Genomic DNA, 26815 nt, shown 5'->3' on the forward strand with positions numbered 1-26815 from the left:
TCTCCCATGCCCATCCACGTCGCGCTGCATCACACCACCCGCTACCGCTACGACCGGCCCGTCAACCTCGGCCCGCAGATCGTGCGGCTGCGGCCCGCGCCGCACTGCCGGACGCCGATCGTCGCGTATTCGATGACGGTCGAGCCCGCGCAGCACTTCATCAACTGGCAGCAGGACCCGTTCTCGAACTATCTCGCGCGGCTCGTGTTTCCGGAACGCACCGAACACTTCGAGATCACGATCGACCTGGTTGCCGAGATGTCGGTGTACAACCCGTTCGACTTCTTTCTGGAAGCGAGCGCGGAGCAATATCCGTTCAACTATGACGATGCGCTGAAGACGGAACTCGCGCCGTACCTCGCGTGCGATCCGCAGACGAGCGCGGCGCCGCTGTTCCGCGCGTATCTCGACGGCGTCGACCGCACGCCGGCCGGCACCGTGAACTTCCTCGTCGCGCTGAACCAGCAGCTGCAGCACGACATCGGGTATCTCGTGCGGATGGAGCCGGGCGTGCAGACGCCCGAGCAGACGCTCGAGCTCGCGTCCGGGTCGTGCCGCGACAGCGCATGGCTGCTCGTGCAGCTGTGCCGGCACCTCGGCATCGCCGCGCGCTTCGTGTCCGGCTACCTGATCCAGCTCACGCCCGACGTGAAGGCGCTCGACGGCCCGAGCGGCACGTCGGTCGATTTCACCGACCTGCACGCGTGGTGCGAAGTCTATCTGCCGGGCGCGGGCTGGATCGGCTTCGATCCGACCTCGGGCCTGCTTGCCGGCGAAGGGCACATCCCGCTCGCGTGCACGCCGCAGCCGACCAGCGCCGCGCCGGTCGAAGGGCTGATCGACGAGTGCGAAGTCGCGTTCGAACACGAGATGGCGGTGACGCGCGTATACGAATCGCCGCGCGTGACGAAGCCGTATACCGAGTCGCAGTGGGACGCCGTGCGCACGCTCGGCGCGCAGGTCGACGGCGCGCTGACGGCCGGCGACGTGCGGCTCACCCAGGGCGGCGAGCCGACCTTCGTGTCGATCGACGATCGCGACGGCGCCGAGTGGAACACCGATGCGCTCGGCCCGACCAAGCGCGGCTACGCGACCGAACTCGTGCAGCGGCTGCGCGCCGAATACGGCGAAGGCGGCTTCCTGCATTTCGGGCAGGGCAAGTGGTATCCGGGCGAACAGTTGCCGCGCTGGGCGCTGTCGATCTTCTGGCGCGCCGACGGCCAGCCCGTGTGGCACGATCCGTCGTTGTTCGCCGACGAGCGCGAGCCGTCCGCGTGCACGACCGACGACGCGAAGCGCTTCATCGACGCGCTGGCCGCGCGCCTCGGCCTGACCGACGAATTCGTGCGGCCCGGCTACGAGGATGTCTGGTACTACCTGTGGCGCGAGCGCCGGCTGCCCGTCAACGTCGATCCGTTCGATTCGCGCCTCGACGACGAGCTCGAACGCGCGCGGTTGCGCAAGGTGTTCGACCAGCAGCTCGACAGCGTGGTCGGCTACGTGCTGCCGATCAAGCGCGCGGACGATGTGCCGGGTCGGCCGGGTCTCGACGGCCCGCGCTGGCAGACGGGCCCGTGGTTCTTCCGCGACGAGCGGATGTATCTCGTGCCCGGCGATTCGCCGATGGGCTATCGGCTGCCGCTCGATTCGCTGCCGTGGGTCGCCGGCGCCGACTATCCGTACCTGGTCGAACGCGATCCGTTCGCGCCGCGCGACGCGCTGCCGGACGCGGCCGCGTTCCGTGCGCGTCACGCGGGCACGGCCGACGCGCCGCGCTATCTGGCCGGCGCGCATCGCGAAGCACCCGTGCAAACGGTCATGCAGTGGCGCGGCGACGGCACGGCCGCCGGCGGACGGCACGCGCATGGCACGGCGGACGCCCAGCGCCGCCCCGAGCGCTTCGAATCGGCCGCGTGGATCACGCGTACCGCACTGTGCGCCGAAGTGCGCAACGGCATCCTGTATCTGTTCATGCCGCCGCTCGCCGCGCTCGAAGATTATCTCGACCTGCTCGCCGCGATCGAGCTGACCGCGCACGCGCTCGACGTGAAGCTCGTGCTCGAGGGCTATCCGCCGCCGCGCGACGCACGGCTCAAGCTGCTGCAGGTCACGCCCGATCCCGGCGTGATCGAGGTGAACATCCATCCGGCGAAGAGCTTCGACGAACTCGTCGGCCAGACCGAATTCCTGTACGACGCTGCGTGGCAGTCGCGCCTGTCCAGCGAGAAGTTCATGGTCGACGGCCGGCACGTCGGCACGGGCGGCGGCAACCACTTCGTGCTCGGCGGCGCGACGCCGGCCGACAGCCCGTTCCTGCGCCGCCCGGACCTGCTCGCGAGCCTGATCGCGTACTGGCACAACCATCCGTCGCTGTCGTACCTGTTCTCGGGGCTGTTCATCGGTCCGACGAGCCAGGCGCCGCGCGTCGACGAGGCGCGCAACGACCAGGTCTACGAGCTCGACATCGCATTCGCGGAAATCCAGCGCAACAAGCTGCTGTACGGGCAGGACATGCCGCCGTGGCTCGTCGACCGCGTGCTGCGCAACCTGCTGATCGACGTGACCGGCAACACGCACCGCAGCGAATTCTGCATCGACAAGCTGTATTCGCCCGATTCGTCGACCGGGCGGCTCGGCCTGCTCGAACTGCGCGCGTTCGAGATGCCGCCGCATGCGCGGATGAGCATCGTGCAGCAACTGCTGCTGCGCGCGCTGGTCGCGCGTTTCTGGGCCGCGCCGTACACGACGCCGCTCACGCGCTGGGGCACCGCGCTGCACGATCGCTTCATGCTGCCCGCGTTCCTGAAGATGGATTTCGACGACGTGCTGGCCGAGCTGCGCGACGCCGGTTTCGCGTTCGATGCGGCGTGGTTCGCGCCGCACTTCGAATTCCGCTTCCCGCTGTTCGGCCAGATCGCGGTGAACGGGATGCAGCTGTCGCTGCGCGGCGCGCTGGAGCCGTGGCACGTGATGGGCGAGGAGGGCGCGACCGGCGGCACGGTGCGCTACGTCGATTCGTCGGTCGAACGGCTCGAAGTGCGCGTGACCGGGCTGAACGACAACCGGCACGTCGTGACCGTCAACGGCCGCGCGCTGCCGCTGCAGCCGACCGGCACCGTCGGCGAATACGTCGCGGGCGTGCGCTACAAGGCATGGGCGCCGCCGTCGGCGCTGCATCCGACCATCGGCGTGCATGCGCCGCTCACGTTCGACATCGTCGATACGTGGCTGCAACGCTCGCTCGGCGGCTGCCGGTATCACGTCGCGCATCCGGGCGGGCGCAACTACGCGACGTTCCCGGTCAACGCGTACGAGGCCGAGAGCCGCCGGCTCGCGCGCTTCGTCGCGATGGGGCACACGCCGGGGCGGATGAACGTGTCGGCCGCCGCGCCGAGCCGCGAATTCCCGTTCACGCTCGACCTGCGACGGCCTTGATCCTCGGATGAAAGCACGGACGACGATGCGCGGTTCGCGACCTCCCGGCGCGCCGGCCGGAGTGCTAGGATGCGGGCAGAACGCGGCCGCCCGCCGCGTCCGCCGTGCCCGGCCGCCGGTGCGGCGGCGCGCGGGTGCGCTCGCCCCCTGACGACGCAACGATATCGACCGTGCCGCCCATTCACCCCGACGATCTCGCCGACGCCGACGCGATGCCCACGCTCTTCGATACCGGCGCGCAGCCGGATGCCGCGGAACTGGCCGCCGCGCTCGCGGCGCCGGCCGCGGCCGGCCGCTACGACGAACTGCGCGGCAGCGCCGCCGGCCTCACCGCGCCGCTGCTCGCGCCTGCATGGCGCAGCTTCTTCACGTCGATCGGCAGCGACGGCGTGGCCGACCTCGACCGCCGCGCCGACGCGCTGCAGCGCCGCATGCGCGAGAACGGCCTGTTCTATCAGCTCCACGAACAACGCGCGGGCGACGGCGCGGCCGGCCCGTGGTCGCTCGACCTGCTGCCGCTGATCGTCACGCCCGAGGACTGGGTCGCGATCGAGCGCGGCGTGCTGCAACGCGTGCGGCTGCTCAACGCGACGATGGCCGACCTGTACGGGCCGCAGACGATCCTGCAGCGCGGGCTGCTGCCGCCCGCGCTCGTGACCGGGCATCCGGGCTACCTGCGCGCGATGCGCGGCGCACGCGTGCCGGGCGATACGTGGCTGCACGTCGTCGCGTTCGACCTCGCGCGCGGCTCCGACGGGCAATGGCGGATCGTCGCGCAGCACACGCAGGGCCCGTCCGGGCTCGGCTATCTGCTCGAGAACCGGCTGATCGTGTCGCGGCTCTTTCCGCGCGGCTTCCGTGGGCTGCGCGTGCAGCGGCTCGCGTCCGCGTACCGGTCGCTGCTGCAGAGCATGCAGGCGCTCAGCCCGGCCGCCAGGAATTCGCGGATCGTGCTGTTGACGCCGGGGCCGCACAGCGCCACGTATTTCGAGCACGCGTATCTCGCGCGCTATCTCGGCCTCACGCTCGTCGAGGGCGGCGACCTGACCGCGCGTGACAACCGTGTATTCCTGAAGACTTTGCGCGGGCTCGAACCCGTGCACGGCATCCTGCGGCGCGTCGACGACGCGTGGCTCGATCCGCTCGAACTGCGGCCCGATTCGCTGCTCGGCGTGCCGGGGCTGCTGCAGGCCGTGCGCGCCGGCAACGTGCTGCTCGCGAATGCGCCGGGCTCCGGCTTCCTCGAATCGCCGGGCATGCTCGGTTTCATGCCGCGCCTCGCGGAAGGGCTGCTCGGCGAAACGCTGACGTTGCCCGCCGTGCATTCGTGGTGGTGCGGCGAGGCGGCGGCATGCGACGACGCGCTGCCGCAGCTCGCGCGCTGTATCGTGAAGCCGTCGTATCCGCCCGACGCGCAGGCCGGCGGCGCGTTCGACCCGGTGATCGGCGCGCGGCTCACGCCGGCGCAGCTGGCCGAATGGCGTGCGCGAATCCTGGCCCGGCCCGAGCATTACACGGTGCAGGCCGACCTGCCGCTGTCGCAGGCGCCGACCTGGCCGGGGCCCGACACGCCCGACGGCTCCGGCGGCGCGCGCATCGTGCCGAAGCCGCTGCTGCTGCGCGTGTTCGCGCTCGCCGATGGCGCGCAACGCTGGCGGCTCCTGCCGGGCGGGCTGTCGCGGGTCGGCACGCGCGATACGCTGTTCAACGCGCCGATGCCGCGCGGCGGCAGCACCGTCGATACGTGGGTGATGACCGAAGGCATCGTCGATTCGACGACGCTGCTGCAGACCCGTCTCGGCCCCGACGATCTGGTCGAGCGCCCGCGCGCGATCGCGAGCCGCGCGGCCGAGAACCTGTTCTGGCTCGGCCGCTACACCGAGCGCGCGACCAACCTGATGCGTCTCGCGCGCGCCGCGCTGGAGCGGCTGCGCGGCGAGGACGACGTCGACAGTCCCGCGCATCTGGAATTGATCGACACGCTATGCCGCGACACCGGGCTGATCGCGCCCGACGCACCGAACGCCGTCGATGCGCCGCGCGCGTTCCAGCACGCGCTCGCGACGTCGCTGACGCGCGGCGCGGACCGTACGTCGGGCATCGCGTCGTGCCTGTTCGGGATGCGCGCGGCCGCCGCCGCGATCCGCGAGCGGCTGTCGAGCGATCAGTGGCGGCTGATCGACGACGCGACGCAACTGTTCGCCGACAGCGCCGATCATCCGGAAGCCGAGGAGCAGATCGGCAACGAGGCGCTGCAGCTGCTCGAGCGGCTGGGGCTGCTGCTCGGCGCGATCACCGGCGCGCAGACCGACAACATGACGCGCGACGACGGCTGGCGACTGCTGTCGATCGGCCGGCAGATCGACCGGCTGGACTTCCTGTGCAGCGTGCTGAAGTTCGCGTTCGACGATGGCGCCGTGCATCGGCAGGACGGCTTCGAACTCGTGCTGGAACTGTTCGACAGCACGATCACGTTCCGCTCGCGGTTCCAGCGCGGCTTCGACGTCGCGCCGCTGCTGTCGCTCGTGGTGCTCGACACCGACAACCCGCGCTCGCTGGGCTGGGTCGTGCAGGCGCTGCGCGGCCGGCTGACGAAGGTCGAGCGCAGCGAGGGCTATGCGCTGTCCGAACTGGCCGAGACGATTCCGGACGTGCCCGCGTGGTCGCTGCACGAGCTGTGCGAAACCGGCGACGACGGCCGGCACGACAAGCTGCTCGATGCGCTCGACACGACCGTGAAGGCCGTGTGGGAGCTGTCGAACCGGATCGGCGAGCGCTATTTCAGCCACGTGCGCGAGGCGGGCAGGACGCTATGGTGACGACGAAACACGCGGCGAAGACGCCGCCTGCGACCGGTTCCGGCAGCGCGAAGGAGGCGGCCGCGCCCGCCGCACCCGCAACGCCGGCGGCCGTCGCGGCCGGCCGCGTGCTGCGTGTCACGCACGACACCGAATACCGCTACGCCGCCCGCGTCGAATCCGCCCAGCACCAGGCGCGGCTGCAGCCGCTCGCGACACCTCGCCAGCAGGTGCTGTCGTTCGCGCTCGACATCGAGCCCGCGCCGGAAGCGGTCTGCACCGAGATCGACGCATTCGGCAATGCGCGCGCATCGTTCGCGCTGAACCAGCCTCACGACGCGCTGCTCGTGCGCAGCCGCAGCACGGTGCGCGTGAGCCCGCCCGTCTGGTCGCAGGGCGCACGCGGCGCGCCGCCGCCCGCGATCGCGCATCCCGACGCCGAACATGCAACGGCATGGGAAGCCGTGCGCGACCGCTTGCGGTTTCGTGCCGGGCAGCCGTACGACGCGGCGAGCGAGTTCGTGTTCGCGTCGCCGCACGTCGCGTGCGATCCCGAACTAGCCGCGTATGCGGCCGCCAGCTTCACGCCGCGGCGGCCGCTCGTGCAGGCCGCGTGGGACCTGATGCGGCGGATTCACGCCGACTTCGCGTATACGCCGAACAGCACCGACATCACGACGACGGCGCTCGATGCGTTGCGATTGCGCAAGGGCGTCTGCCAGGATTTCGCGCACGTGATGATCGGCGCGCTGCGCTCGCTCGGGCTCGCCGCGCGCTACGTGAGCGGTTATCTGCTGACGCAGCCACCGCCCGGACAGCCGCGGCTGATCGGCGCGGATGCGTCGCATGCATGGGTCGACGTCTACGACCCGGCGTGGCCCGAAGACGGCGGCTGGCTGCAGCTCGATCCGACCAACGACCGCGCGCCGGGCGACGACTACGTAATGCTGTCGATCGGCCGCGACTACGCGGACGTGACGCCGCTGCGCGGCGTGATCCGCGGCGGCGGCGCGGATCAGGAGCTGAAGGTCGGCGTGACGGTCGAGCCGCTCGATACGCCGTAAGTCACGCGGCATGGTCGCGCCGGCGCCGCGCGCGTCGACCGTTTAAGTCTTCGTTAATTCTGCCCGCCTAGCATGGTGATGCCGACGAACGGACCGGATCCGGGTCCGGCGCCGGCGGCACGCACGGGTGCGTCGACGTCACGGCGCCGCGCCGTCGCGCGTGGCCATTTCATTGCAACGGCGGCAGACATGATCAAGAACTTCGACTACCCGCTCGGTAACGAGACGATCGCGCTCTGCGCGAGCTTCGGCGCGGGCCCCGCATTCCGTCGCGTGCTCGTGAGCCGCGCGGATTCGATGGAGACGCTCGTGGTGCTCGATGCGCGCGGCCTGTCGGGCCTGCTGAAGGTCGCGACCGAGCAGCCCGAAGGATTGCTCGACGATGCGATCCGCAAGGTCGGCGACGAACAGCTCGTCGAGCGCGCGATCAGCGGCCGGACGATCGTCGAAGCCGCGCTTTGAGCGGGCGGCGCGTGCAGGCCGGCATTGCCGGCTGCAACGTGCCGCCTGGCGTTGCGGCTTACGCGGCGAACCGGTCCGTCGCGGCGAGCAGTGCCTTCAGGATGCCCGGTTCGTTGTACGCATGCCCGGCGTCCGGCACGATCTCGAACGTCGCGTCGGGCCATGCCTTCGCGAGGTCCCACGCGGTGCGCGCGGGCGTCGCGATGTCGTAGCGGCCTTGCACGATCACACCCGGAATGCCGGCGAGGCGATGCGCGTCGCGCAGCAACTGGCCTTCGTCGACGAAACCGCGGTTCACGAAGTAGTGGTTTTCGATTCGTGCGAACGCGAGCGCGTAGTGGCCGTCCGCGAAGTGCGCGGCTAACGCCGGATCGGGCAGCAGCGTGATCGTGCGGCCTTCCCAGATGCTCCATGCGCGCGCGGCTTCGAGCTTCGCGGCTTCGTCGTCGCCCGTCAGCCGGCGATGGTATGCGGCCATCAGGTCGCCACGCTCGGCTTCCGGGATCGGCGCGAGGAATTCCTCCCACAGGTCCGGGAACAACCACGACGCGCCTTCCTGGTAGTACCACAGCAACTCCGCGCGGCGCATCGTGAAGATGCCGCGCACGACGAGCGCGCTCACGCGCCGCGGGTGCGTTTCCGCGTAGGCGAGGCCGAGCGCGCTGCCCCACGAGCCGCCGAACACGAGCCATTGTTCCGCGCCCACCATCTCGCGCAGCCGCTCGATGTCGGCCACCAGGTCCCAGGTCGTGTTGTTGTCGAGGCTCGCGTGCGGCGTCGAACGTCCGCAGCCGCGCTGGTCGAACAGCAGGATGTCGTAGCGCTCGGGATCGAACAGGCGGCGATGGTCGGGGCTGCAGCCCGCACCCGGGCCGCCGTGCAGGAACACCGCCGGCTTGCCGGACGGGTTGCCGCAGCGCTCCCAGTAGATGCGGTGGCCGTCGCCGGTGTCGAGGTGGCCATGGGCGTAGGGTTCGATCGGTGGGTACACGGGGCAGGCTCCGGGGTGAAGGTCGGCAGGAGGGCGGACGAGGTACGGGCCGGTGTGCGATCGGAATACCGCGGCGCCGGTATCGCGGATATTGCGGCGCCGCAAAATTCGTTGTGTCTGCATCGGACCGGCCGCCGCCGGACAAGGCTTGTCATTATGCCCATTCATTCCGCCCGTCGTGCGCCGGCCGGCATCGGGTGTGTGGCGCGGCCATTTCGGCCGACAGGCGCACCGAAATTTTTTGAAGCAATTTCGTTCCGATATTTTTCAGACAAAATCCCGGCGACATATCGGCGAGCCGGTCGCGGGCGCCGGCCTTCATACCGTTCCTCCACCGTGCCAACGGGAAACGAGCCGATGAACCATCGCGTCAAGCAGCTGACCGGGTTGCGCGCCGTCGCGGTCACGATGGTCGTCGTCGGCCATGCGGAGCACGTGCTGCCAGGCGGCTACACGGGCTGGTTCGCGCCGCTGCGGCTGATCGCCGACGGCCGGCTCGGCGTGCTGATCTTCTTCGTCCTCAGCGGCTTCCTGATCACCAACGTGCTGCGCGCGGAATTCGCGCGCACCGGCGGGATCGCGCTGACGTCGTTCTACGTGCGCCGCGCGTTGCGGATCTGGCCGGCCTGCTACGTGTATCTCGCGACCGTCGGCGTGCTCGCCATCGCCGGCTGGCTCGACGTCGATCGCCGGCAGTGGCTGTATGCGGCGCTGCATCTGTGGAATTACTCGGCGTGGTTCGGGCTGACCGGCGACAACACGCTGCATCCGGCCGGCGCGTGGTATCTCGGCCATTTCTGGTCGCTCGCGCTCGAGGAGCAGTTCTACTGGTTCTGGCCGCTGCTGTTCGTGTACGGCGCCCGCCGTCGCGGCACGCGCTGGCTGGCCGTGCTGATCCTCATCGTGCCGCTGGTGCGCGCGCTCACGTATTTCGTCGCACCGGCGCTGCGCGGGCAACTCGGGATGATGTTGCATACGGGCGTCGATCCGATCCTGATCGGCTGCTACGCGGCGCTCAACCGCGAACGGCTCGAAGCATGGATCCGCTCGTGGCGCGGCGAGACGCGCATCGTGACGGCGCTCGTCGTCATCGTGCTGTTCGGGATGCCCGTTGCCGAGCATCGGCTCGGTGGCTTCTGGAATGCAACCTACGGCGTGACGCTCGAGGCCGCGCTGATCGCGATCTTGATCGTCGTGCTGAATTTCCGCAGCGAGTTCTGGTGCGCGCGGTGGCTGCGCGCCGCGCCGGTCGTGTTCGTCGGCACGATCTCGTTCAGCCTGTATCTGTGGCAGCAGCCGTTCGCGAATCCGGATCTGGCGGTTCCACACGCGTTCCCGCTCGGTATCGTGTGGGCGCTGCTGGCCGCGACGGCGAGCTATTTCCTCGTCGAGAAGCCGTTCCTGCGGTTGAAGGATCGCTACGCCGCGCGCGAGGCGCGACGCATGCGCGACGATGCGCTGCGGATGCCGGTGCCGGCCGATGCGATCGGGCCGAAGGTGGTGGAGTAGGGCGTCGCGTGCTCGCCTGCCGTCTCACTTGAAACGCTTCAGGGCCTCGGACGAATGCGCGTCTTCGCTTCGCGCGTTGCCTGTGCCGGCGGCGAGCGCGAGCAGAGGCAAAAGGCGAAGGTGTGTCGTCATGGTCATGATCGAAAATGCTGCGCGGCTTTCCGGGGAGTGCGCTACCGGCCCGAAGCCCGCTTTCCGCGCCGTCCGATCGCACGTCGCTGTTCGGCGAAGAACGGACAGCGCGTGATGCGCCTATTGCTTCTGTTTCGCTGCGACAGGCGTGTCGCTCGTCTGTAGGCCGTGCCGCCGAAGGACGATGGAAACGACTGACCACATCTGATTGTTGACTTGCTGAGACAGCGCGGCCATATAGCGCGTCGTATCGCCATCCCGCATCGCGACCGTCCATCGTTGCATGACCGGATCCTGAAGCATGGCGAGGAGATGCCGGAGTTCATCGTCCGAGAATTTGGCATTCTTGATGAAACGCCTTGCCAGAAGCGCCTGTTCGCCGTACCCCGGCCTGATCTTGTTCGAGATGATTTCATCGACGTCGGCGCGCACGGATTGCCACGTATTGTCCGGAACGTTCGCATTGAATCGTTTGGACGCATCGATCAGATAACCTGCCATGGTCTTTTCCATGCTGGCAGGATCCCCGCGCTCGGTCAGCGCGACCGCCTGATCGATCAGGGCCTCGGTCGCGGCGTTGCTCTCTGTGGCGGCGTGAGCGGGCCCACCCGGAAGGACGAAGCACAGCGACGCCGTGATGACTCCTGCCCGGGCGAAGGCGACACGATTCCTGATCATGGGCTTCCAGTCGTTGATTGGGGGATTTCGCATCGCACCGTGCGTTGTTCGCCGAGTTGGGAAATTCGAGGATGCGCGATGGAGGTGCGATAGCGTGCAGATTCTACACACGATGTCCCATTCGACCGAACCCGAACGACCCGTATCACATTCGCCGAAAAATCGGCGCAAATGAAAAAGGCCCTTGCGGGCCTCAGGTCGACGAGAAAGGTCAGCCGTTTACCGCGTCAACTCGGTAAAACCGTCCAGCAACCGCTCAACATCGGCCGGCTGAATCGCGCCCATCGTCGAGATGCGGAACAGTTCCTTCGACAACCCGCCTTGCCCCGCGTAGATGACGAAGCCGCGCGCCTTCAGGCCGTCGTGCAGCGTCTCGTACGTGACGCCCTGCGGCAGCCGGTACGCGCGCAGCACGACCGACGATGCGCCTTCGGGCAGCACGAGCGGCATCCCGCGCGCGGCGAGGCCGGCCTGCGCCTGATCCGCGAGCGCCTTGTAGTGCGCATGGCGCGCACGCCAGCCACCGGCTTCGTCGAACTCGCGCAGCGCTTCGACGAGCGCGTAATACGCGTGCACGGACGGCGTGAACGGCGTATTGCGCTGGTCCTGAAGCTTCGCGAGGCGACCGAGATCGAGGTAATACGTGCGGCTCGCGGCCTTCGCAAGCGCGCCGCGGCGCACGATCACGAACGCCGCGCCCGGCACGCCGTGCAGGCACTTGTTCGCGGTCGCGGCGACCGCGTCGATCATGCCGCCGGCGAAGTCGATCGCTTCCGCGCCGAAGCTGCTGACGCCGTCGACGAGCATTTTCACGCCGCGCGCGCGGCACACGTCGGCGATCGCGCCGAGGTCGTTCAGCCGGCCGGTCGTCGTTTCGTGATGAATTACCGCGACGTGCGAATAACCGCCCGCGTCGAGACGCGCGGCGATCTGCGCGAGATCGGGCACCTGCATCCATTCGTGCTTCAGCACGTCGTGCGCGATGCCGTACTGCGTCGCGATCTGCGTGATGCGCTCGCCGTACACGCCGTTCTCGATCACGAGCAGCTTGCCGTCCTGCGGCACGAGCGCCGCGATCATGCTTTCGACGGCGGCGGTGCCCGAGCCCGTCATCAGCACGGCGGCCCATTCGGCCGGATCGAGCTCGTACGCGGCGACGAGGCGCGCACGCGCTTCATCCTGCAGATCGAAGAATTCGCTTTCGCGATGGCACAGGTCAGGTTGCAGCAGGCTGCGGCGCACGCGTTCGGTCAGCGTTACCGGGCCGGGATTCAGCAGCAGCATCAATGAGCTCCTTCGGCATGGGCTTCAGCCTGCGCGGCGCCGATATGCCGCATCAGGCGGGTCTTGACCTCGACCGGCGTGACGGTCGGGCGGGGCAGGCCGTCGGGCACGCCCGTGCGGATCGCCACGCGCACGAACTGCGCACCGTCGGCTTGCGTCGCGAGCGTCGCATCGAGCACGTCGAGCGTATCGCCTTCGACGGCCGATGCGTAGCCGCATGCGGCCGCGACGCCCGCGAACGACACGTGCCGCGACACGGTCGCCTGACCGCCGGTCGATTCGTGCGCGCCGTTGTCGAGCAGCACGTGCGTGAGGTTGGACGGACCGTAGGTGCCGAGTGTCGCGAACACGCCCATCCGCATCAGCGCGGCGCCGTCGCCGTCGACGGCCACCACGCGCAGGTCGGGGCGCGCGAGCGCGAGACCCAGCGCGAGCGGCGTCACGCAGCCCATCGAGCCGACCATGTACAGCTGGTTCGGGCGGTCGTCGATGGCATAGAGTTCGCGGCCGCAGAAGCCGGTCGACGCGAGCACGACGGTCGAATCGACCGGCGTGTGCGCGATCACGCGCTGCAGCGCGTCGTGGCGGGTCGGCCACGCGGCGGGCGCTTCGGCGCGTGCCGCCGACTGCGCGGCGACGTGCGCGCGCGGCGGCGCCGCCGGGTTCGCCTTCAGTTCATACGGCGCGACGCTGCCTTTCTGCATCACGAGCGCGTACGGGCGGCCCGTTGCGTCCATGTGCGCGATCGCGCGGTCGAGTGCCGGGCCGACCTGTTCGGGGTCGGTCGGGAACGTCTCCCACGGGATCTCCATCGTGTCGAGCATCGCGGGCGTGATCGGCCCCATCAGCGCATGCTGCGGCTCGTCGGCCACGCCCGGCTGGCCGCGCCACGTGACGATCAGCAGCTGCGGCAGCCGGAACGTCCAGGTCAGCGACGTGAGCGGGCTCACCGCGTTGCCGAGCCCCGAGTTCTGCATCATCGCGATCCCGCGCTTGCCGCCGAGCGTGGCGCCCGCGATCAGCGCGACCGCGTCGCCTTCGTTGGCCGCCGACAGGTAATGCAGCGTCGGGTCCTGCAGCACGTAGTTGATGAACGGCGTCAGGTACGAGCAGGGCACGCCCGCGTACCAGTCGAAGCCGCGTTCGCGCGCGGCCTCGACGAACTGGGCCGCTTCGATCATTGCGCGCCCCCGTTGCCGGCGCCCGGCTCCGACAGCGGCGTCTGGCCGTGCGCGAAGTCGCCCGCGCGGCGGAAGTCTTCGAGATCGTTGACGCCGCGCCAGTGGCCGTGCACGTACTGCACCTCGATCTTCTCGCCGGCGGCGATCAGTTCGTTGAGCAGGGACGGGATGTCGAGCGTGTCGAAATCGGGGCGCGCCTGCAGCGTCGCGAGCATCGCCTTCAGACGATCGACGCCTGCGCCGCGCACGTTCAGCAGACCGATCCAGCGGCCGTGCGGCGTGCCGGCGGCGGCGACGTCGCTCGATACACGTTGCAGATACGTCTTCTGGCCGAACAGGCCGCGATCGTCCGCGGCCGAGCAGAGCGCGAAGTCGCGCACGCTCTGGTGGGTCTCCGTGAGCGACGAATCGACGACGACGCTGAACTCGGCCTCGCTCTCCGCCAGGTCGCGCAGGATGTAGCTGCGGAACAGCAGGTCGCCGTACGAGATCACGGTGTCGCCGGTCAGGCGTTCGGCCGCGCATGCGAGCGACGTGAGTTCGCCCGTCTGCGCATGGCGCTCGTTGACGACGAGCTTGATGCCCGACGTGTCGATCGCGTCGGCGCGATAGCCGCCGACCACGGTGATGTCGTTCACGCCATGCTTCTTGAAGCCATCGACGAGCCAGCGCAGGAGCGGCTTGCCGGCGACCGGCAGCATGACCTTGGGCTTGTCTTCGGTGACGGCCTCGAGCCCCTTGCCGCGGCTCGCGGCGAGCACGATCGCGGCGTTCGACGCGCGCGACGACGACGACAGGTAGATACGCTCGGCCGCCGAGTATTCGTCGGCGTCCTGCAGGCGGAAGATTTCGTTGACCGACGCGACGCGGTCCTCGACGTTGATCAGCGTCTGGTTTTCGTGGATCTCGCGTGCGACGGACTGCATCGCCGATGCCGACGCACGGATCAGGTGGTTCGCCCAGATCACGGTGCTGATGCCGGCCTGGCGGAACACGTCGGTCGGCGTGCTGTAGTACTTGGTCGGCACGATCACGAGCGGCGCGCGGCCGCTCCATTCGCGCGCGAACTGCAGGATCTCGTCCGGGCGCGACAGCTTGCTGTGAATCAGGATCGCGTCGGCGCCGGCTTCCGCATACGCGTTCGCGCGGCGCAGCGCCTCGTCCATCCCCCAGCCCGCGATCAGCGCCTCGACGCGCGCGACGATCGAGAAGTCGGGATCGCTCTGCGAATCCTTGCCGGCCTTGATCTTGCCGCAGAACTCGTCGATCTCGGCGAGCGGCTGGCGCTCGCCGTCGATGAAGCTGTTCGTCTTCGGGAACTGCTTGTCCTCGATGCACACGCCGGCGATGCCGCGCTGCTCGAGCTTTTTCACGAGGCGGCGCACGTTGTTGAAGTTGCCGTAGCCGGTGTCGCCGTCGAGCAGGATCGGCAGGTCGCTCGCGTCGGCCATGAACTCGAGCACGTCGACGACCTGGGTCCAGCTCGCTTCGTTGTTGTCGCGCACGCCGAATTGCGCGGAGATCGCAAGGCCCGATGCCCAGATGCCCTTGAAGCCGGCTTCGCGGACGATCCGTGCCGACAGGCCGTTGTGCGCTTCCATCAGGAATTCGAGGTCGCTGCTGACGAGCATGCGGCGCAGGCGTGCGCTGCGCGATTCGGAGAAGTTGGGTTCGCGTGCGTTCATCGTGCGGCTCCTGCGGTCGTGCGTTGAATCAGGGGAAGAATTTCTTGCGTGGCGCGTGCGACGTCGTTCGGGAAGTCGATCTCGATCCACGGCGAGCCCGTGACGTCGGCGACGTCGAACGAATGGCCGCCTTCGAGCAGCAGGTCGCGCACGGCTTCCTCGTGCGGCATGTTCGCGCGGCCGCTGTCGACGTAGCCCGCGACGATCGTCGCGAGGCGGCGCGCGGTGCCTTCGGTGAAGCGGAAGAAGCCGACCGACTCGCCGATCGTGTCGTATTCGAGGTCGACCGCGAGCTGCTTGCGCAGCTCGACCGGCACGCCGTTCTTCAGGCACAGCTTGACGGGCTCGTCGCCGGCCTCGAAGTCGCGATCGATCAGCAGGCGGTCCACCGATTTGTCCGGATCGGCGACCAGCGCGTGCAGGATGTTCTCGTCGTACAGCACGTCCGCGTCCATCAGCAGCACGTCGCCGCCGCGCGTCATCGCATCGGCGACGGTGTGCACGGTCAGCACGCTGCCGAGGTCGTAGCGCTCGTTCACCACGATCTCGGCGCTGCGGCCGAGGCGCTCGAGTTCCTGCTCGACCTTCCCGGCCTGGAAGCCGAGCCCGAGCACGATTTCATCGACGCCGGCGGCGTCGAGCACGCGCAGATGGCGCTCGAGCAGCGACACGTCGTCGAAGCGCAGCAGGCACTTCGGGAATTGCGCCTCGGGCGGTTGTTGCAGGCGCAAGCCGAGGCCTGCCGCAAGAATGATGGCTCGCATGGGTTCTCCAACCAAAAAGCCGGCGGATCTGAACGATCAGTCGGCGATGGGCTGCGGCGCGCGGCGCCGCTGCCAGTTTCTTTCACTGAAATGCAGATAGAGCAGGCCGGGCAGGCCGAGCGCGAGTTCGCGCGCGCGCTTCGCGAGCGACAGCGCGAGCGCCGCGTCGGGCGGCAGGCCGACCAGCGGCGCGAGCAGCAGGTAACCGCCTTCCTGTGCGCCGAGCGAGCCCGGGATCGCGAATGCCGCACCGCGAATCGCCTGGCCGACGCTCTCGAGCAGCAGCGCGTCGAGCCAGCTGACCGGGTGCCCGAGGAAGTGCAGCGCGAGCCACACTTCGGCGGTGCCGACGATCCAGCCGGCGAGGCTCAATGCGAAGGTCTTCGCGACTTTCGCGCGATCGCGGTAGAGCGCGCCGACGGCGTCGTCGATCGCGTCCGCGCGCGTCGCCAGCGACGACCAGTCGCGCGGGCCGAGCAGCTTCGACGCGAGACGCAGCCCGCGGCCGAACAGCCCGCGCCGCTGCGCCACGTAGAACGCGACCGCGAGGGCGCCGAGCACGCCGGTGGCGATCAGCGCCGGCGTGCGCAGGTGAGCGACGGACTCGTGCGTCGCATACACGCTGAACGCGGCGATGCCGATCAGCGCGAACGCCATCTGCGCGAGCGCCTGCATCGTCGTGCTGACGGTGACCGCGGCGGCGGCATCGGCCATCCGCGTGCCGCGCTGCGCGAGGTGGCGCACCATCAGCACCGGGCCGCCGATCTGCCCGGCGGGCAGCAGGCTGTTCACCGATTCGCCGACCCAGCGCGCGCGCAGCGCGTTGCCGAGCTCGGCGCCCGGCTGGCCGCGGCGGAACATCACCGAGATCGCCAGCGCGTCGATCACGAGCGGTACGACGTGGAATGCGGCGACGAGCGCAAGGCCCCAGCCGGCCGCGAGAAACGTCGACGCGACCGCGCCGACGCCCTGCCACGCGAGCAGGGCGACGAAGAGTGCCGTTCCGAGGGACAGCAGGATCAGGCCGGCGCGTGTCATGACCCGGCCGACCGTCGCGTGGCCAGCTGCTTGAACACCTGGCGGAAACCGAAATACGCGATCGCGTCCTTCATGTTCGAGATGAAGCGCTTCCACGGCCGCATGCCGGGGTTGGTCACGTATTCGAAAGTGAGCGACACGCGCGTCTCGTTCTGGCCGAGCGGCGTGACGCGATGCCGCAGCTTGTCGCCGTCGAACAGCACGATGCCGCCGTCGGCGATCTGCACGGAGCCCGGCGTGTCGGGCACGTCCGGATTGCGCGTATGCAGCTCGTAGTCGAGCCGGCACGACGACTCGTCGATCACGCCGATCAGCAGCGTGTAGCGGCGGCCGTCGTAGTACGACGTGTCGTAATGCCAGCCGATGTGGTCGCCCGGCTTCGTGTAGTAGTACAGCGCGTACGCGTGCGGATCGTCGTCCGGCGAAAGCATCAGCTTGTCGCCGGTGATCTTCTCGAGGAAGCCGATCAGCGCCTTCGACCGGTACAGCTCGGCGATGTACGGCGCCTGTTCGTCGATCGTGTGCCGGCTCACGCTGCCGCCTTGTTTGTGGCCGGGCAGGTAATTGCGGTTCAGGCCGGCCTGCATCGCGCGGGCGGCGGCGGCGAGTTTCGCGTGCGCGTCGGCCGGCAGGAAGGTATCGAGGTACAGGAACGACCCCTGGCGCGTGTAGTCGCCGCGCAGGCGGTCGAGGTCGAGACGGCCGACGCAGTCGGCCACGGTGCGATCGGGATCGGCCGCTGCCGCGCGCGCAGGCGCGGGGCGTGCCGGGCTCAGCACGGAGTCGTCGCGCGTGCTAGGAGTCATTTGGAAGCCTGGATTTCGGTTGAATTCTGAGGGGCGCCGCTTCGCCGAACGATGCGCCACCAGTCGATCACGACCCACGCGGCGAACAGCGGGGCGCCAATCGATGCCGCGAGCAGGAACGGCTGGACGCCGTCGACGAGCGTCACGATCGGCAGCAGATAGAGCACGTCTTCCGTCTCGAAGCCGCCGGCGAACGCCTGCTTGGTGCCGGCCTTGCCGGCGATCGATTCGATCCGCATGCGCAGGAAGAAGATCAGCGCGACGGCTGCGCCGGCCACCGCGCCGAGCAGCACCGGCGACGCGGCCATCTGGCCGCCCTGGGCGACGATGCCGACGCCCATGCTGACGAACAGCGCGACCGTCACGAGCGCGTCGGCCGCGAGGTCGTAAAAGTGACCGATCTTGCTGGACTTGCCGCTGATGCGCGCGAGTTCGCCGTCGGTGTGATCGACGAAGTTCGACAACACGATCAGGAATGCGCCCGCGTTGCTCCAGCCGAAGCCGCCGTGCGCAAGGCACCAGGCGCCGGCGAGGCCGATCAGCAGACGAAGGGTGGTGAGGTGATTCGGGGTAATGGGCGTGTCGATCAGCGGTCGGACGAGCGAGCGCGCGAGCCGAGCATCCCAGGTGCGCGGCAGGGGCGGTTCGGAGCGTGTAGCGGTTTTTCTTTGGTCCATCGGCGAAATATATACGGAATTGTAATTTGTTGCTTTTTCTTCGACCAATGTCCTGACATACGGGAGTGTTACCGCGCATTCCGGGCATCGGCCGGTTGCAAACCGGATGCGCGAAACGGCGTTCGCGCAGGCGGACCCTGTCTGATCCAGTGTGGTTCGCCTCACGCCGCTGTCAAGGGCGGACGGGCCTTGCACGCGGGCCTGGCGGCGATTCGCGCGCGTCGATGCGTTGACGTGCATCAGGCCCGCAACCGCCGCGACGGGCGACAATCGGCCGCGGCGATCGCCGATTGGCCATCGCATGCGGATTCTTCGCGGAGATGCGACTAATCCGGAAAGGAATCGGTCGATTCGCGTTCAGCCGTTCGTAATTTTCGCGCGGAAAACTGGCGGTCCGCTTTCGCGCACCTTTCGGATGTATGCGCTTGCGGCCGCCGCGGGCTGTCACAGAACTGTCGTTCGATACCCGGTGCATTCAGCAAGTATCTTTTGCATCCAGCGGACATTTCGCGGCGATGGCCTCTGCGATACTCCGACCGTGCCCGTGGTGCCGGGCCGCCCCTCGCGGCCCCAAGGGCTTCGCGTCGCTCAGGAGACACCCCCCCGCGACGTCAACGACAGACCAAAGCGTCAGATATACAGCCATGTCTTCTTCACGCATCCTCGCTCCCGCCCTGCGTTCGCTCGTCCGCACCGCTGACGAAGCCGCCGCACTGATCCGCCCCGGCATGACCGTCGCCATGAGCGGCTTCACCGGATCCGGCTATCCGAAGGCCGTGCCCGCCGCGCTCGCCGCCCACATCGACGCGGCCCACGCGCGCGGCGAGGACTTCCGGATCAACGTGCTGACGGGCGCGTCGACCGCGCCGGAACTCGACGGCGCGCTCGCCCGCACCGACGGCATCTCGATGCGCCTGCCGTACCAGTCCGACCCGACGCTGCGCGACAAGATCAACGCCGGTGAAGTCGACTACCAGGACGTCCACCTGAGCCACGTCGCGCAATACGCATGGTTCGGGCTGTATGGCGAGCTCGACGTCGCGATCGTCGAAGTCGCGGGCATCCGCGAGGACGGGCTGCTGATTCCGTCCGCGTCGATCGGCAACAACAAGACGTGGCTCGAGCAGGCCAAGCACGTGATCCTCGAAGTCAACGCGCGTCAGCCGCTCGGTCTCGACGGGATGCACGACGTCTATTACGGCACCGCGCTGCCGCCGCACCGCAAGCCGATTCCGCTGACGAAAAGCGACGACCGGATCGGCGAGCCGTACCTGCGCTGCCCGGCGGAGAAGATCGTCGCGATCGTCGAGACCGACGCGCCGGATCGCAGCAACGCGTTCTCCGCGCCGGACGCCACGTCGAAGCAGATCGCGCTGCAGCTGATCGACTTCCTGCGCCATGAAGTGAAGCGCGGCCGCCTGCCGGAAAACCTGCTGCCGCTGCAGTCGGGCGTCGGCAACATCACGAACGCGGTGCTCGCGGAACTGAGCTCGGCCGGCTTCTCGAACCTGACTGCTTATACCGAAGTGATCCAGGACGGCATGCTCGACCTGCTCGACGACGGCACGCTGAGCTTCGCGTCGGCCACGGCGCTGTCGCTGAGCCCGGCCGCCGTGCAGCGTTTCGCCGACGAGATCGCAACGTTCCGCGAAAAGATCCTGCTGCGCCCGCAGGAGATCAGCAACCATCCGGAACTCGTGCGCCGCCTCGGCTGCATCGCGATGAACGGGATGATCGAGGCCGACATCTACGGCAACGTGAACTCGACGCACGTGATGGGCACGAAGATCCAGAACGGCATCGGCGGCTCGGGCGACTTCGCGCGCAACGGCTACCTGTCGTGCTTCATGTCGGCCAGCACCGCGAAGGGCGGCGCGATCTCGCGGATCGTGCCGATGGCGAGCCACGTCGACCATACCGAGCACGACGTCGCGGTGGTCGTCACCGAGCAGGGGCTCGCCGACCTGCGCGGCCTGTCGCCGAAGCAGCGCGCGCGCAAGATCATCGCGACCTGCGCGCATCCCGACTACCGGCCGATGCTTGAGGACTACTTCGAGCGCGCGTCGCGCGAGAGCTTCGGCAAGCACACGCCGCACCTGCTCGCCGAGGCGTTGTCGTGGCACGAGCGTTACGTGCGCACCGGGACGATGAAGGCCTGACGTTGCGGCCTGCGGCGGGTATGCGCCCGTCGCATCGTCAATCCATCGCCGCGTGCGCGACGTCGACGCTCGCCGTTTTCTGCGGCGGGCGGATGAGCAGCAACAATGGGATCATCAGCAGCGTCGCGACGAACATCAGCTTGAAGTCGTTCAGGTAGGCGATCATCGCGGCCTGCTGGTTGATCGTGCGGTCGAGCAGCGCGATGTCGACGTGGCTGCCGGCCATCGCCTGCACGGCCGGGTCGAACGGCGTGATGTGGGTCGCGAGGTCGGCATGCGCGACCTGCGTGTTGCGCGTCATCAGCGTCTGCACGATCGAGATGCCGATACTGCTGCCGATGTTGCGCATCAGGCTGTAGGTGGCCGTGCCGTCCGCGCGCAGCTCCGGCTGCAGCGTCGAGAACGACAGCGCGCTCAGCGGCACGAACACGAGGCCCAGCCCGAAGCCCTGGACCACCCCGGGCCACACGATGTCCGCCTCGGACAGCACGATCGTGTACTGCATCATCTGCCACAGCGCGAGCGCGGAAATCGCCAGCCCGGCGAACAACAGCGCCCGCGCATCCACGTATTTCAACAAGCGCCCGACGAACAGCATCGCGATCATCGTGCCGGCACCGCTCGGCGCGGTGACGAGGCCCGTCGTCGCGACCGGATAGCCCATCAGGTTCTGCAGCATCGGCGGCAACAGCGCGCGCGTCGCGTACAGCACCGCGCCGACGACGAAGATGAACAGCGTGCCGGTCGCGAAGTTCGGGTCGCGCAGCAGCTCCGACTTGAAGAACGACGCCTTGCCGACGGTTGCCGTATGCACGAGGAAGAACGCGAAGCTCAGGGCCGCGACGAGCGCCTCGATGCGTATTTCGTACGAGCCGAACCAGTCGAGCTGTTCGCCGCGGTCGAGCATCGCCTGGAACGCGCCGATCGCGAGCGTGAGCGTCGCGAAGCCGAACGCGTCGAATTTGACGTGCGGACGCGGCGCGCGCGCGGGCAGGAAGGTCAGCACGCCGGCCAGCGCGAACGCGCCGATCGGCACGTTGATGAAGAATACCCAGCGCCAGTTGTAGCTGTCGGTGAGCCAGCCGCCGAGCGTCGGGCCGAGGATCGGGCCGACCATCACGCCCATCCCCCAGATCGCCATCGCCTGGCCCTGTTTCTCGCGCGGGTTGATGTCGAGCAGGATCGACTGCGACAGCGGCACCAGCGCGGCGCCGAACACGCCCTGCAGCAGCCGCGCGCCGACGATCTGCACGAGCGATTCGGACAGTCCGCACAGCGCGGACGCGATCGTGAAGCCCGCGATCGAGATCGTCAGCAGCCGCTTCATGCTGAGGCGGTCGGACAGCCAGCCGGTCAGCGGCGTCGCGATCGCCGCGGCGACGATGTAGGAGGTCAGCACCCAGGTGATTTCGTCCTGCGATGCGGACAGCGTGCCCTGCATGTGGGGCAGTGCGACGTTCGCGATCGTGCTGTCGAGGGTCTGGATCAGCGTCGCGAGCATGATCGACAGGGTCAGCATCGGGCGGTTGAGCGCGGGCGGTGAGGCGGGGGCGTCGTCGGCGGTGGGGTTCAAGCGAGTGTCTCCGTGGGGCGGTCGCCGTGGGCGGCGATCCGGTATGGCTCGAATTATAAGCATGCTTATTATGTTCGTGCTCATCGCCTGGCCTGAGCCCCGGGTGATTCGCGGCCTGCCCCTATAATCGCCGCATGGACAAGACTTACGAGAACCGGATCGGCTACCTGATTTCCGACGTGGCCCGCCTGCAAGGACGCCTGTTCGACCGGCGCGCGAAGCGCATCGGATTGACGCGCGCGCAAAGCCGCGTGCTCGCGTACCTGACGTGGAAGGGCGAGATGAATCAGGCGCGGCTCGCGGAATGGCTCGAGATCACGCCGATCTCGCTGACGCGGCTGCTCGACCGGATGGAAGTTTGCGGATGGATCGAACGCATCGCGAACGACGACGATCGCCGCGCGTTCGTGATCCGGCTGACCGACAAGTCACGCGACATCTTTCCGCAGATGCTGGAGGTGGGCGACACGGTCACCGACGACGGGTTGCGCGGCTTCACGCGCGACGAGCGCGACACGCTCGTGCGTCTGCTCGGGCGCGTGCGCCACAACCTGATCGACAGCGGCGGCGAATGAACGCGGTGCGCGGCGCCCAACGACCCGGTGCCGGCGGTTCATGGCGGTCCAGGCTTGTATCGAAGGAGTCGAGCGGCTATCTTGCGACTTCAAGTTCACTTGAGATCGAGCATGAGCCGCCTGGACATTGCCGAAGTCGCGCGCCGCTCGGGCTTGCCCGCGTCGACGCTGCGCTACTACGAGGAAAAGGGATTGATCGTGCCGAACGGCCGTCACGGGCTGCGGCGCCAGTACGACGAGTCGGTGCTGGAGCGTCTTGCGCTGATCGCGCTCGGCCGTGAGGCCGGCTTTTCGCTGGACGACATCCTCGCGATGTTCGGCGCGGACGGCCGGCCCGCGATCGATCGCGCGAAGCTCGACGACAAGGCCGACGAGCTCGACCGTACGATCCGCCGTCTCGGCGCGGTGCGCGACGCGTTGCGGCACGCGGCCGTCTGCCCGGCGCCGAGTCATCTCGAGTGTCCGTCGTTCCGCAAGCTGCTGCGCATCGTGGCGCATCGGCATCCAGCGCGCCGCACGAAGACGGAAGGAGCGTAAGCGGTCAGGCGGTCCGGTTTGCCGAAGCGTGGACGCTCGAGCGCGCCACGGGGCGGCCGCATCGCCACGGCTGGCGCCACGAGCGCCTCATCCCGCGTAATACACGCGGCATTCCATCTCGCGTCCGCGCACGATGCGCTTGCCGACGAGCGAGCCGAGCGTTTCGGTGACGACGGTCCGCTGGTTCTCGCATTGCAACGCATCATAGAAGTAGAGCGCGACCCAGTCCGCGGTGCGCCCCGACTCTTGCGGGCGCGCGGGATATGGGCACAGCGCGGTGAAATGCCAGCCGCCTTTCGTCATGTGCATCACGGGCGGCTGAATGCTCACATCCGCGTTCAGCCGGCGTGACACGAGCGTGGGCAGGATGCCGGCGGCGGCCTTGTTGCGGTACAGGCGGTCGATGTACAGCAGCAGTTCGACGGGCGGCTCGGTGCCGAGGCTGGCGTCGCGTGCGTGGCCTTGCCAGCGCCGGCGCCGGCTCAGCACGTCGTCGAGCGCCGCGCGGATGCCGGCCGCGCGCCGCGGGCCGACGCCCGGAATCGCCTCGAGCTGGCCGCTGCGGGCCGCGCGTTCAAGATCCTCGAGCGTATCGATGTGCAATTGGTCGTGAATCCGCAGTGCGAGCGCGTGGCCGATGCCCGGCACGGCTTCGAATGCGGATGCGCGCTCCGCGTCGCCGCGCAGCCGGTCGAGCAGCCGCCAGCGTCCGGTCACCAGCAGTTCGGCGATCGCCTCTGCGACGCCCGTGCCGACCTCGGGCAGTGCGTCGAGCGCATCGACGCCGCCCGCGTCGAACCGCGTGCGGATACCGTCTTCGAGCGACTCGATCGTATCGGCCGATGCGCGGTAGGCGGCAACCCGATAAGGATTCGCGCCCTGGTCGGCAAGCAACTGCGCGGCCTCGCGCAGGCAGGCCGCGATCTGCCGGTTTTCCTCGTGTGTTTGGCCGATGGTCGTTTGCATGTGCGGAGCCCGGAGATGTGCAAACGGAATGGACACGGCGCGCAACGCCCCGGTCCACCTCTTATTTCAGCACATTGTCACGGCAAGCGACGAGCAAAAATTGATGTGCGTCAACGGCAAACGTTGCACGGGCGGGACCGGTCCCGCGCGCGTTCGTGCCGGCGTGCAGCACGAGCGCGCGACCCGTTACGCGTCGAGGAACGACTGCGCGCCCTCGGCCTCCGCGGCCATGCGCAGCGTGGCGAGCGCGCGCTTCTCGATCTGCCGCACGCGTTCGCGCGACATCCCCGCGTCCTGCGCGATCGCATCGTAGGTGTCGGGCTCGGCGCCGCCGAGGCCGAACCGCCGGCGCAGCACGTCGGCCTCGGCCGGCGTGACCGAGCGCAGCAGCGACGTCACGCATTCGCGCATGCGCGTGTCGGCCAGACGCTCGAACGGGCTCGCCGATGCCTGGTCCTCGAGCAGATCGACGAGGCCGGTATCCGCGTCGGGCAGCGGCGTGTCGAGCGACAGCGGCTCGGCAGGCAGCGCGAGCACGGCGCGCAGCTTGTCCTCCGCGAGCCCGGTCTCGGCCGCGAGTTCGGCCGGCGTCGCGCGGCGGCCCGTGCGCTGGCGAAAGCGCAGCGCATGGCGCTGCACGCGCTGGTACTGGTCGCCGACGTGCACGGGCACGCGGATCGTGCGCGAGCGGTCGGCCACCGCGCGCGCGACCGCCTGCCGGATCCACCAGGTCGCGTAGGTCGAGAACTTGAAGCCGCGCCGGTATTCGAACTTCTCAATCGCGCGCATCAGGCCGAGGCAGCCGTCCTGCACGAGATCCGGCAGGTCGACGCCGCGGTTCATGTACTTGCGCGCGATCGACAGCACGAGGCGCAGGTTCGCCTCGAGCATCGCGCGCGTACCGTCGCGCACTTTTTGCTGGCCGTCGCTCAGCGCGGCGCCGAGCGCGCGCCGCGCGACCGGATCGAAGCACGCGGCATCGGCGCCCGCGGTGGCGTCCGCTCCAGCTTCGACCGGGGCAGTGGCGAGCGCGCGCACGACGCGGCTCGCTTCGTCGACGGCCGGTGCAACCCATGCGAGCGAACCGAGCAGCGCGGCCAGGCGGTTACGCGCGTCGCGGTACTCGGCCGAGCGGCAGCCCTGCGCATGCAATGCGTCGCGCACGGTCGCAACCGCGCCTTGAAGCGTGTCGTAGCGCGCAGGCGCCTGAGCGTCATTGCCGCCGTCGTCGCCTTCGTCGGTGGTCGCGGCGGTTGCACGCGTTGCGGCATGGCGCGCGAGCAACGCCTCGACGGCCGTGGGACAGCCGGCCAGCGCGTGCAGGATCTGATGGCGGCCCGTTTCGATCTCGCGGGCAAGCACGATTTCGTCCTCGCGCTTGAGCAGCGGCACCGCATGGATGCGCCGCATGTAGAGGGCGAGCGGATCGGTCGATGCGCCGGTGCCGCGCGCGAGATCGCCAAGCAGCGCGCGGCCCTCGTCGAGGGCGTCGCGATCGACGTCGACCGGTGCCGCGCCCGTGAACGGCGCCGGCGCGGCGGGCTCGTCGAGCACGGCGATGCCGATGTCCGCGAGCGCGGCGCGCACGACGTCCAGCGCGTCGGGGCTGTCGCTTTCCGGCGGCAGCGCGTCGACGAGGTCGGCGTGCGTCAGATAACCCTGTTCGCCGGCGAGCGCCAGCAGCTGGATGATCGGATCGAGGGGCGTGTCCGCCCGAAGCGTGGGGCGTGGCGTAGTCATGTCGATGGCGGCGCGAGCCGCGCTCCTGTCTGGGCGGGCCGAAGTCCGCGGGTTTCAGGCTCCCGGGGGCCGCGAACACCCGTCCGCGCCGGCCAGCCTGACTCGATATTCAACTTGAGGGCATTTGCGCCAACTTCAACGCCGGCGTGGCTGACGCGCGAGCATGCGGCATGCCCGCGCGGTCGCGCCCCGTTCTTGTTGCCGCGAAACAAAAAGTAACGGATCAAACCCGCAGAAATATGCGGGGGACGTAAGCTAGAGTCAGGCGCGCGCCACGCGGCGACGCACCGATTCCCTGCGGAGCCTCGAATGAACCCGATTCCCGCCGCGCGGCCTGCCGTCATGGCGCTGGCCATGTTCGCGCTGAGCGGCTGTTATTACACCAGCCCATACGGCTATGCACCGTATTACGCACCCGTGCCTGCCACGGTGTCGCAGCGAGAAATCCCGGTGGCGCCGGCAACCGCCGCACCGGTCGCGCCGTCGACGCCCGCGGTGCCGCCGCCGGCAGACGATTACGCCTACGTACCGGCCCCGGTATATGTCGCGCCGGCCTATGTGCCTTACCCGGCCTACTATCCCGCGTACTACCCGGGCTGGTATGGGCCGCCCGTCACGATCGGCCTCGGTTTCTGGGGGCATTGGGGCGGCGGCTACCGGGGCGGATACTGGCACCGTCCGTGGGGCGGCGGTCACTGGGGAGGCGGGCATGGGGGCGGGGGCCATCGACACTGACCGACGCGCGGTGGCACCGCGCGGGA

The 26815-nt window shown here is 68.8% G+C and carries 22 protein-coding genes; 9 read left to right on the forward strand and 13 right to left on the reverse strand.

All coding sequences use genetic code 11. From position 1 onward, the window contains the following. Nucleotides 1–6: 6 nt before the first annotated feature. From HWX22_RS00595 to HWX22_RS00610, 4 genes are all read left to right on the forward strand, one after another. Entirely contained in the window at nt 7–3435 is a 3429-nt protein-coding gene (locus HWX22_RS00595; protein WP_175914822.1) for a transglutaminase family protein, read from the forward strand. A gap of 212 nt (nt 3436–3647) precedes the next feature. Continuing rightward, nucleotides 3648–6254 (forward strand): circularly permuted type 2 ATP-grasp protein, encoded by a 2607-nt coding sequence (locus HWX22_RS00600; protein WP_175914943.1) that lies wholly within the window; start codon nt 3648–3650, stop codon nt 6252–6254. Next, a complete protein-coding gene (locus HWX22_RS00605) occupies nt 6248–7297 on the forward strand; it encodes a transglutaminase family protein (protein ID WP_175907305.1) in 1050 nt (349 codons plus the stop codon). Before HWX22_RS00600 ends, HWX22_RS00605 begins: the two co-directional genes overlap by 7 nt. 189 nt (nt 7298–7486) lie before the next feature. Beyond that, nucleotides 7487–7759: a hypothetical protein gene (locus tag HWX22_RS00610; protein ID WP_059525674.1), complete on the forward strand. Its 273-nt coding sequence runs from the start codon at nt 7487–7489 to the stop codon at nt 7757–7759. Nucleotides 7760–7817: 58 nt separating this feature from the next. Here the strand turns inward: HWX22_RS00610 and pip are convergent, their stop codons facing one another. Together pip and HWX22_RS00620 are read right to left on the reverse strand one after the other, a co-directional pair. Continuing rightward, entirely contained in the window at nt 7818–8750 is a 933-nt protein-coding gene (pip, locus tag HWX22_RS00615) for a prolyl aminopeptidase (RefSeq protein ID WP_059524980.1), read from the reverse strand. A 154-nt stretch (nt 8751–8904) separates the two neighbouring features. Then, nucleotides 8905–9072 (reverse strand): hypothetical protein, encoded by a 168-nt coding sequence (locus tag HWX22_RS00620; RefSeq protein WP_175907299.1) that lies wholly within the window; start codon nt 9070–9072, stop codon nt 8905–8907. Between the two features lie 35 nt (nt 9073–9107). Here HWX22_RS00620 and HWX22_RS00625 point away from each other — a divergent pair, with 35 nt between their 5' ends. After that, complete coding sequence (locus HWX22_RS00625; RefSeq protein ID WP_175914823.1) at nt 9108–10259, forward strand: acyltransferase; 1152 nt, start codon at nt 9108–9110, stop codon at nt 10257–10259. 252 nt (nt 10260–10511) lie between these two features. Here HWX22_RS00625 and HWX22_RS00630 read toward each other — a convergent pair whose 3' ends face one another. From HWX22_RS00630 to HWX22_RS00665, 8 genes are all read right to left on the reverse strand, one after another. After that, nucleotides 10512–11069: a hypothetical protein gene (locus HWX22_RS00630; RefSeq protein WP_175914824.1), complete on the reverse strand. Its 558-nt coding sequence runs from the start codon at nt 11067–11069 to the stop codon at nt 10512–10514. 219 nt (nt 11070–11288) lie between these two features. After that, on the reverse strand, nt 11289–12353 hold the full coding sequence (locus HWX22_RS00635) for a 2-aminoethylphosphonate aminotransferase (RefSeq protein WP_175914825.1): 1065 nt from the start codon (nt 12351–12353) through the stop codon (nt 11289–11291). Further along, entirely contained in the window at nt 12353–13534 is a 1182-nt protein-coding gene (gene aepY, locus HWX22_RS00640) for a phosphonopyruvate decarboxylase (RefSeq protein WP_175907290.1), read from the reverse strand. Before aepY ends, HWX22_RS00635 begins: the two co-directional genes overlap by 1 nt. Beyond that, on the reverse strand, nt 13531–15219 hold the full coding sequence (aepX, locus tag HWX22_RS00645; RefSeq protein WP_175907288.1) for a phosphoenolpyruvate mutase: 1689 nt from the start codon (nt 15217–15219) through the stop codon (nt 13531–13533). Before aepX ends, aepY begins: the two co-directional genes overlap by 4 nt. Further along, a complete protein-coding gene (locus HWX22_RS00650; RefSeq protein WP_059524991.1) occupies nt 15216–15983 on the reverse strand; it encodes a phosphocholine cytidylyltransferase family protein in 768 nt (255 codons plus the stop codon). The genes aepX and HWX22_RS00650 overlap by 4 nt, the downstream gene beginning before the upstream one ends. 36 nt (nt 15984–16019) lie before the next feature. Continuing rightward, nucleotides 16020–17021 (reverse strand): HpnL family protein, encoded by a 1002-nt coding sequence (locus HWX22_RS00655; protein ID WP_175907286.1) that lies wholly within the window; start codon nt 17019–17021, stop codon nt 16020–16022. Further along, nucleotides 17018–17827, reverse strand: coding sequence for a 2OG-Fe(II) oxygenase (locus tag HWX22_RS00660; protein WP_175907284.1), 810 nt, complete (start codon nt 17825–17827; stop codon nt 17018–17020). Before HWX22_RS00660 ends, HWX22_RS00655 begins: the two co-directional genes overlap by 4 nt. Further along, entirely contained in the window at nt 17824–18504 is a 681-nt protein-coding gene (locus tag HWX22_RS00665) for a CDP-alcohol phosphatidyltransferase family protein (RefSeq protein ID WP_175914944.1), read from the reverse strand. Before HWX22_RS00665 ends, HWX22_RS00660 begins: the two co-directional genes overlap by 4 nt. A 644-nt stretch (nt 18505–19148) precedes the next feature. On the opposite strand from HWX22_RS00665, the gene HWX22_RS00670 reads away from it, so the two are divergent. Beyond that, complete coding sequence (locus HWX22_RS00670) at nt 19149–20663, forward strand: acetyl-CoA hydrolase/transferase family protein (RefSeq protein WP_059524999.1); 1515 nt, start codon at nt 19149–19151, stop codon at nt 20661–20663. Nucleotides 20664–20700: 37 nt separating this feature from the next. Here the strand turns inward: HWX22_RS00670 and HWX22_RS00675 are convergent, their stop codons facing one another. Continuing rightward, a complete protein-coding gene (locus HWX22_RS00675) occupies nt 20701–22182 on the reverse strand; it encodes a DHA2 family efflux MFS transporter permease subunit (RefSeq protein ID WP_175914945.1) in 1482 nt (493 codons plus the stop codon). Between the two features lie 188 nt (nt 22183–22370). Here HWX22_RS00675 and HWX22_RS00680 point away from each other — a divergent pair, with 188 nt between their 5' ends. Both HWX22_RS00680 and HWX22_RS00685 read left to right on the forward strand, forming a co-directional pair. Further along, a complete protein-coding gene (locus tag HWX22_RS00680; RefSeq protein WP_059818904.1) occupies nt 22371–22811 on the forward strand; it encodes a MarR family transcriptional regulator in 441 nt (146 codons plus the stop codon). A 111-nt stretch (nt 22812–22922) separates the two neighbouring features. After that, complete coding sequence (locus HWX22_RS00685) at nt 22923–23348, forward strand: helix-turn-helix domain-containing protein (protein ID WP_175914826.1); 426 nt, start codon at nt 22923–22925, stop codon at nt 23346–23348. An 87-nt stretch (nt 23349–23435) separates the two neighbouring features. Here the strand turns inward: HWX22_RS00685 and HWX22_RS00690 are convergent, their stop codons facing one another. After that, nucleotides 23436–24314, reverse strand: a complete 879-nt coding sequence (locus tag HWX22_RS00690; RefSeq protein ID WP_059818906.1) for a helix-hairpin-helix domain-containing protein — start codon at nt 24312–24314, stop codon at nt 23436–23438. 186 nt (nt 24315–24500) lie between these two features. Beyond that, nucleotides 24501–26054: a sigma-70 family RNA polymerase sigma factor gene (locus tag HWX22_RS00695; protein ID WP_175914827.1), complete on the reverse strand. Its 1554-nt coding sequence runs from the start codon at nt 26052–26054 to the stop codon at nt 24501–24503. 309 nt (nt 26055–26363) lie between these two features. Here HWX22_RS00695 and HWX22_RS00700 point away from each other — a divergent pair, with 309 nt between their 5' ends. After that, entirely contained in the window at nt 26364–26789 is a 426-nt protein-coding gene (locus HWX22_RS00700) for a hypothetical protein (protein ID WP_082750647.1), read from the forward strand. The last annotated feature ends 26 nt before the right edge of the window (nt 26790–26815 follow it).

The organism is Burkholderia sp. BCC1638 (assembly GCF_902833195.1).
In the GTDB taxonomy this organism is placed as follows: Bacteria; Pseudomonadota; Gammaproteobacteria; order Burkholderiales; family Burkholderiaceae; genus Burkholderia; species Burkholderia diffusa.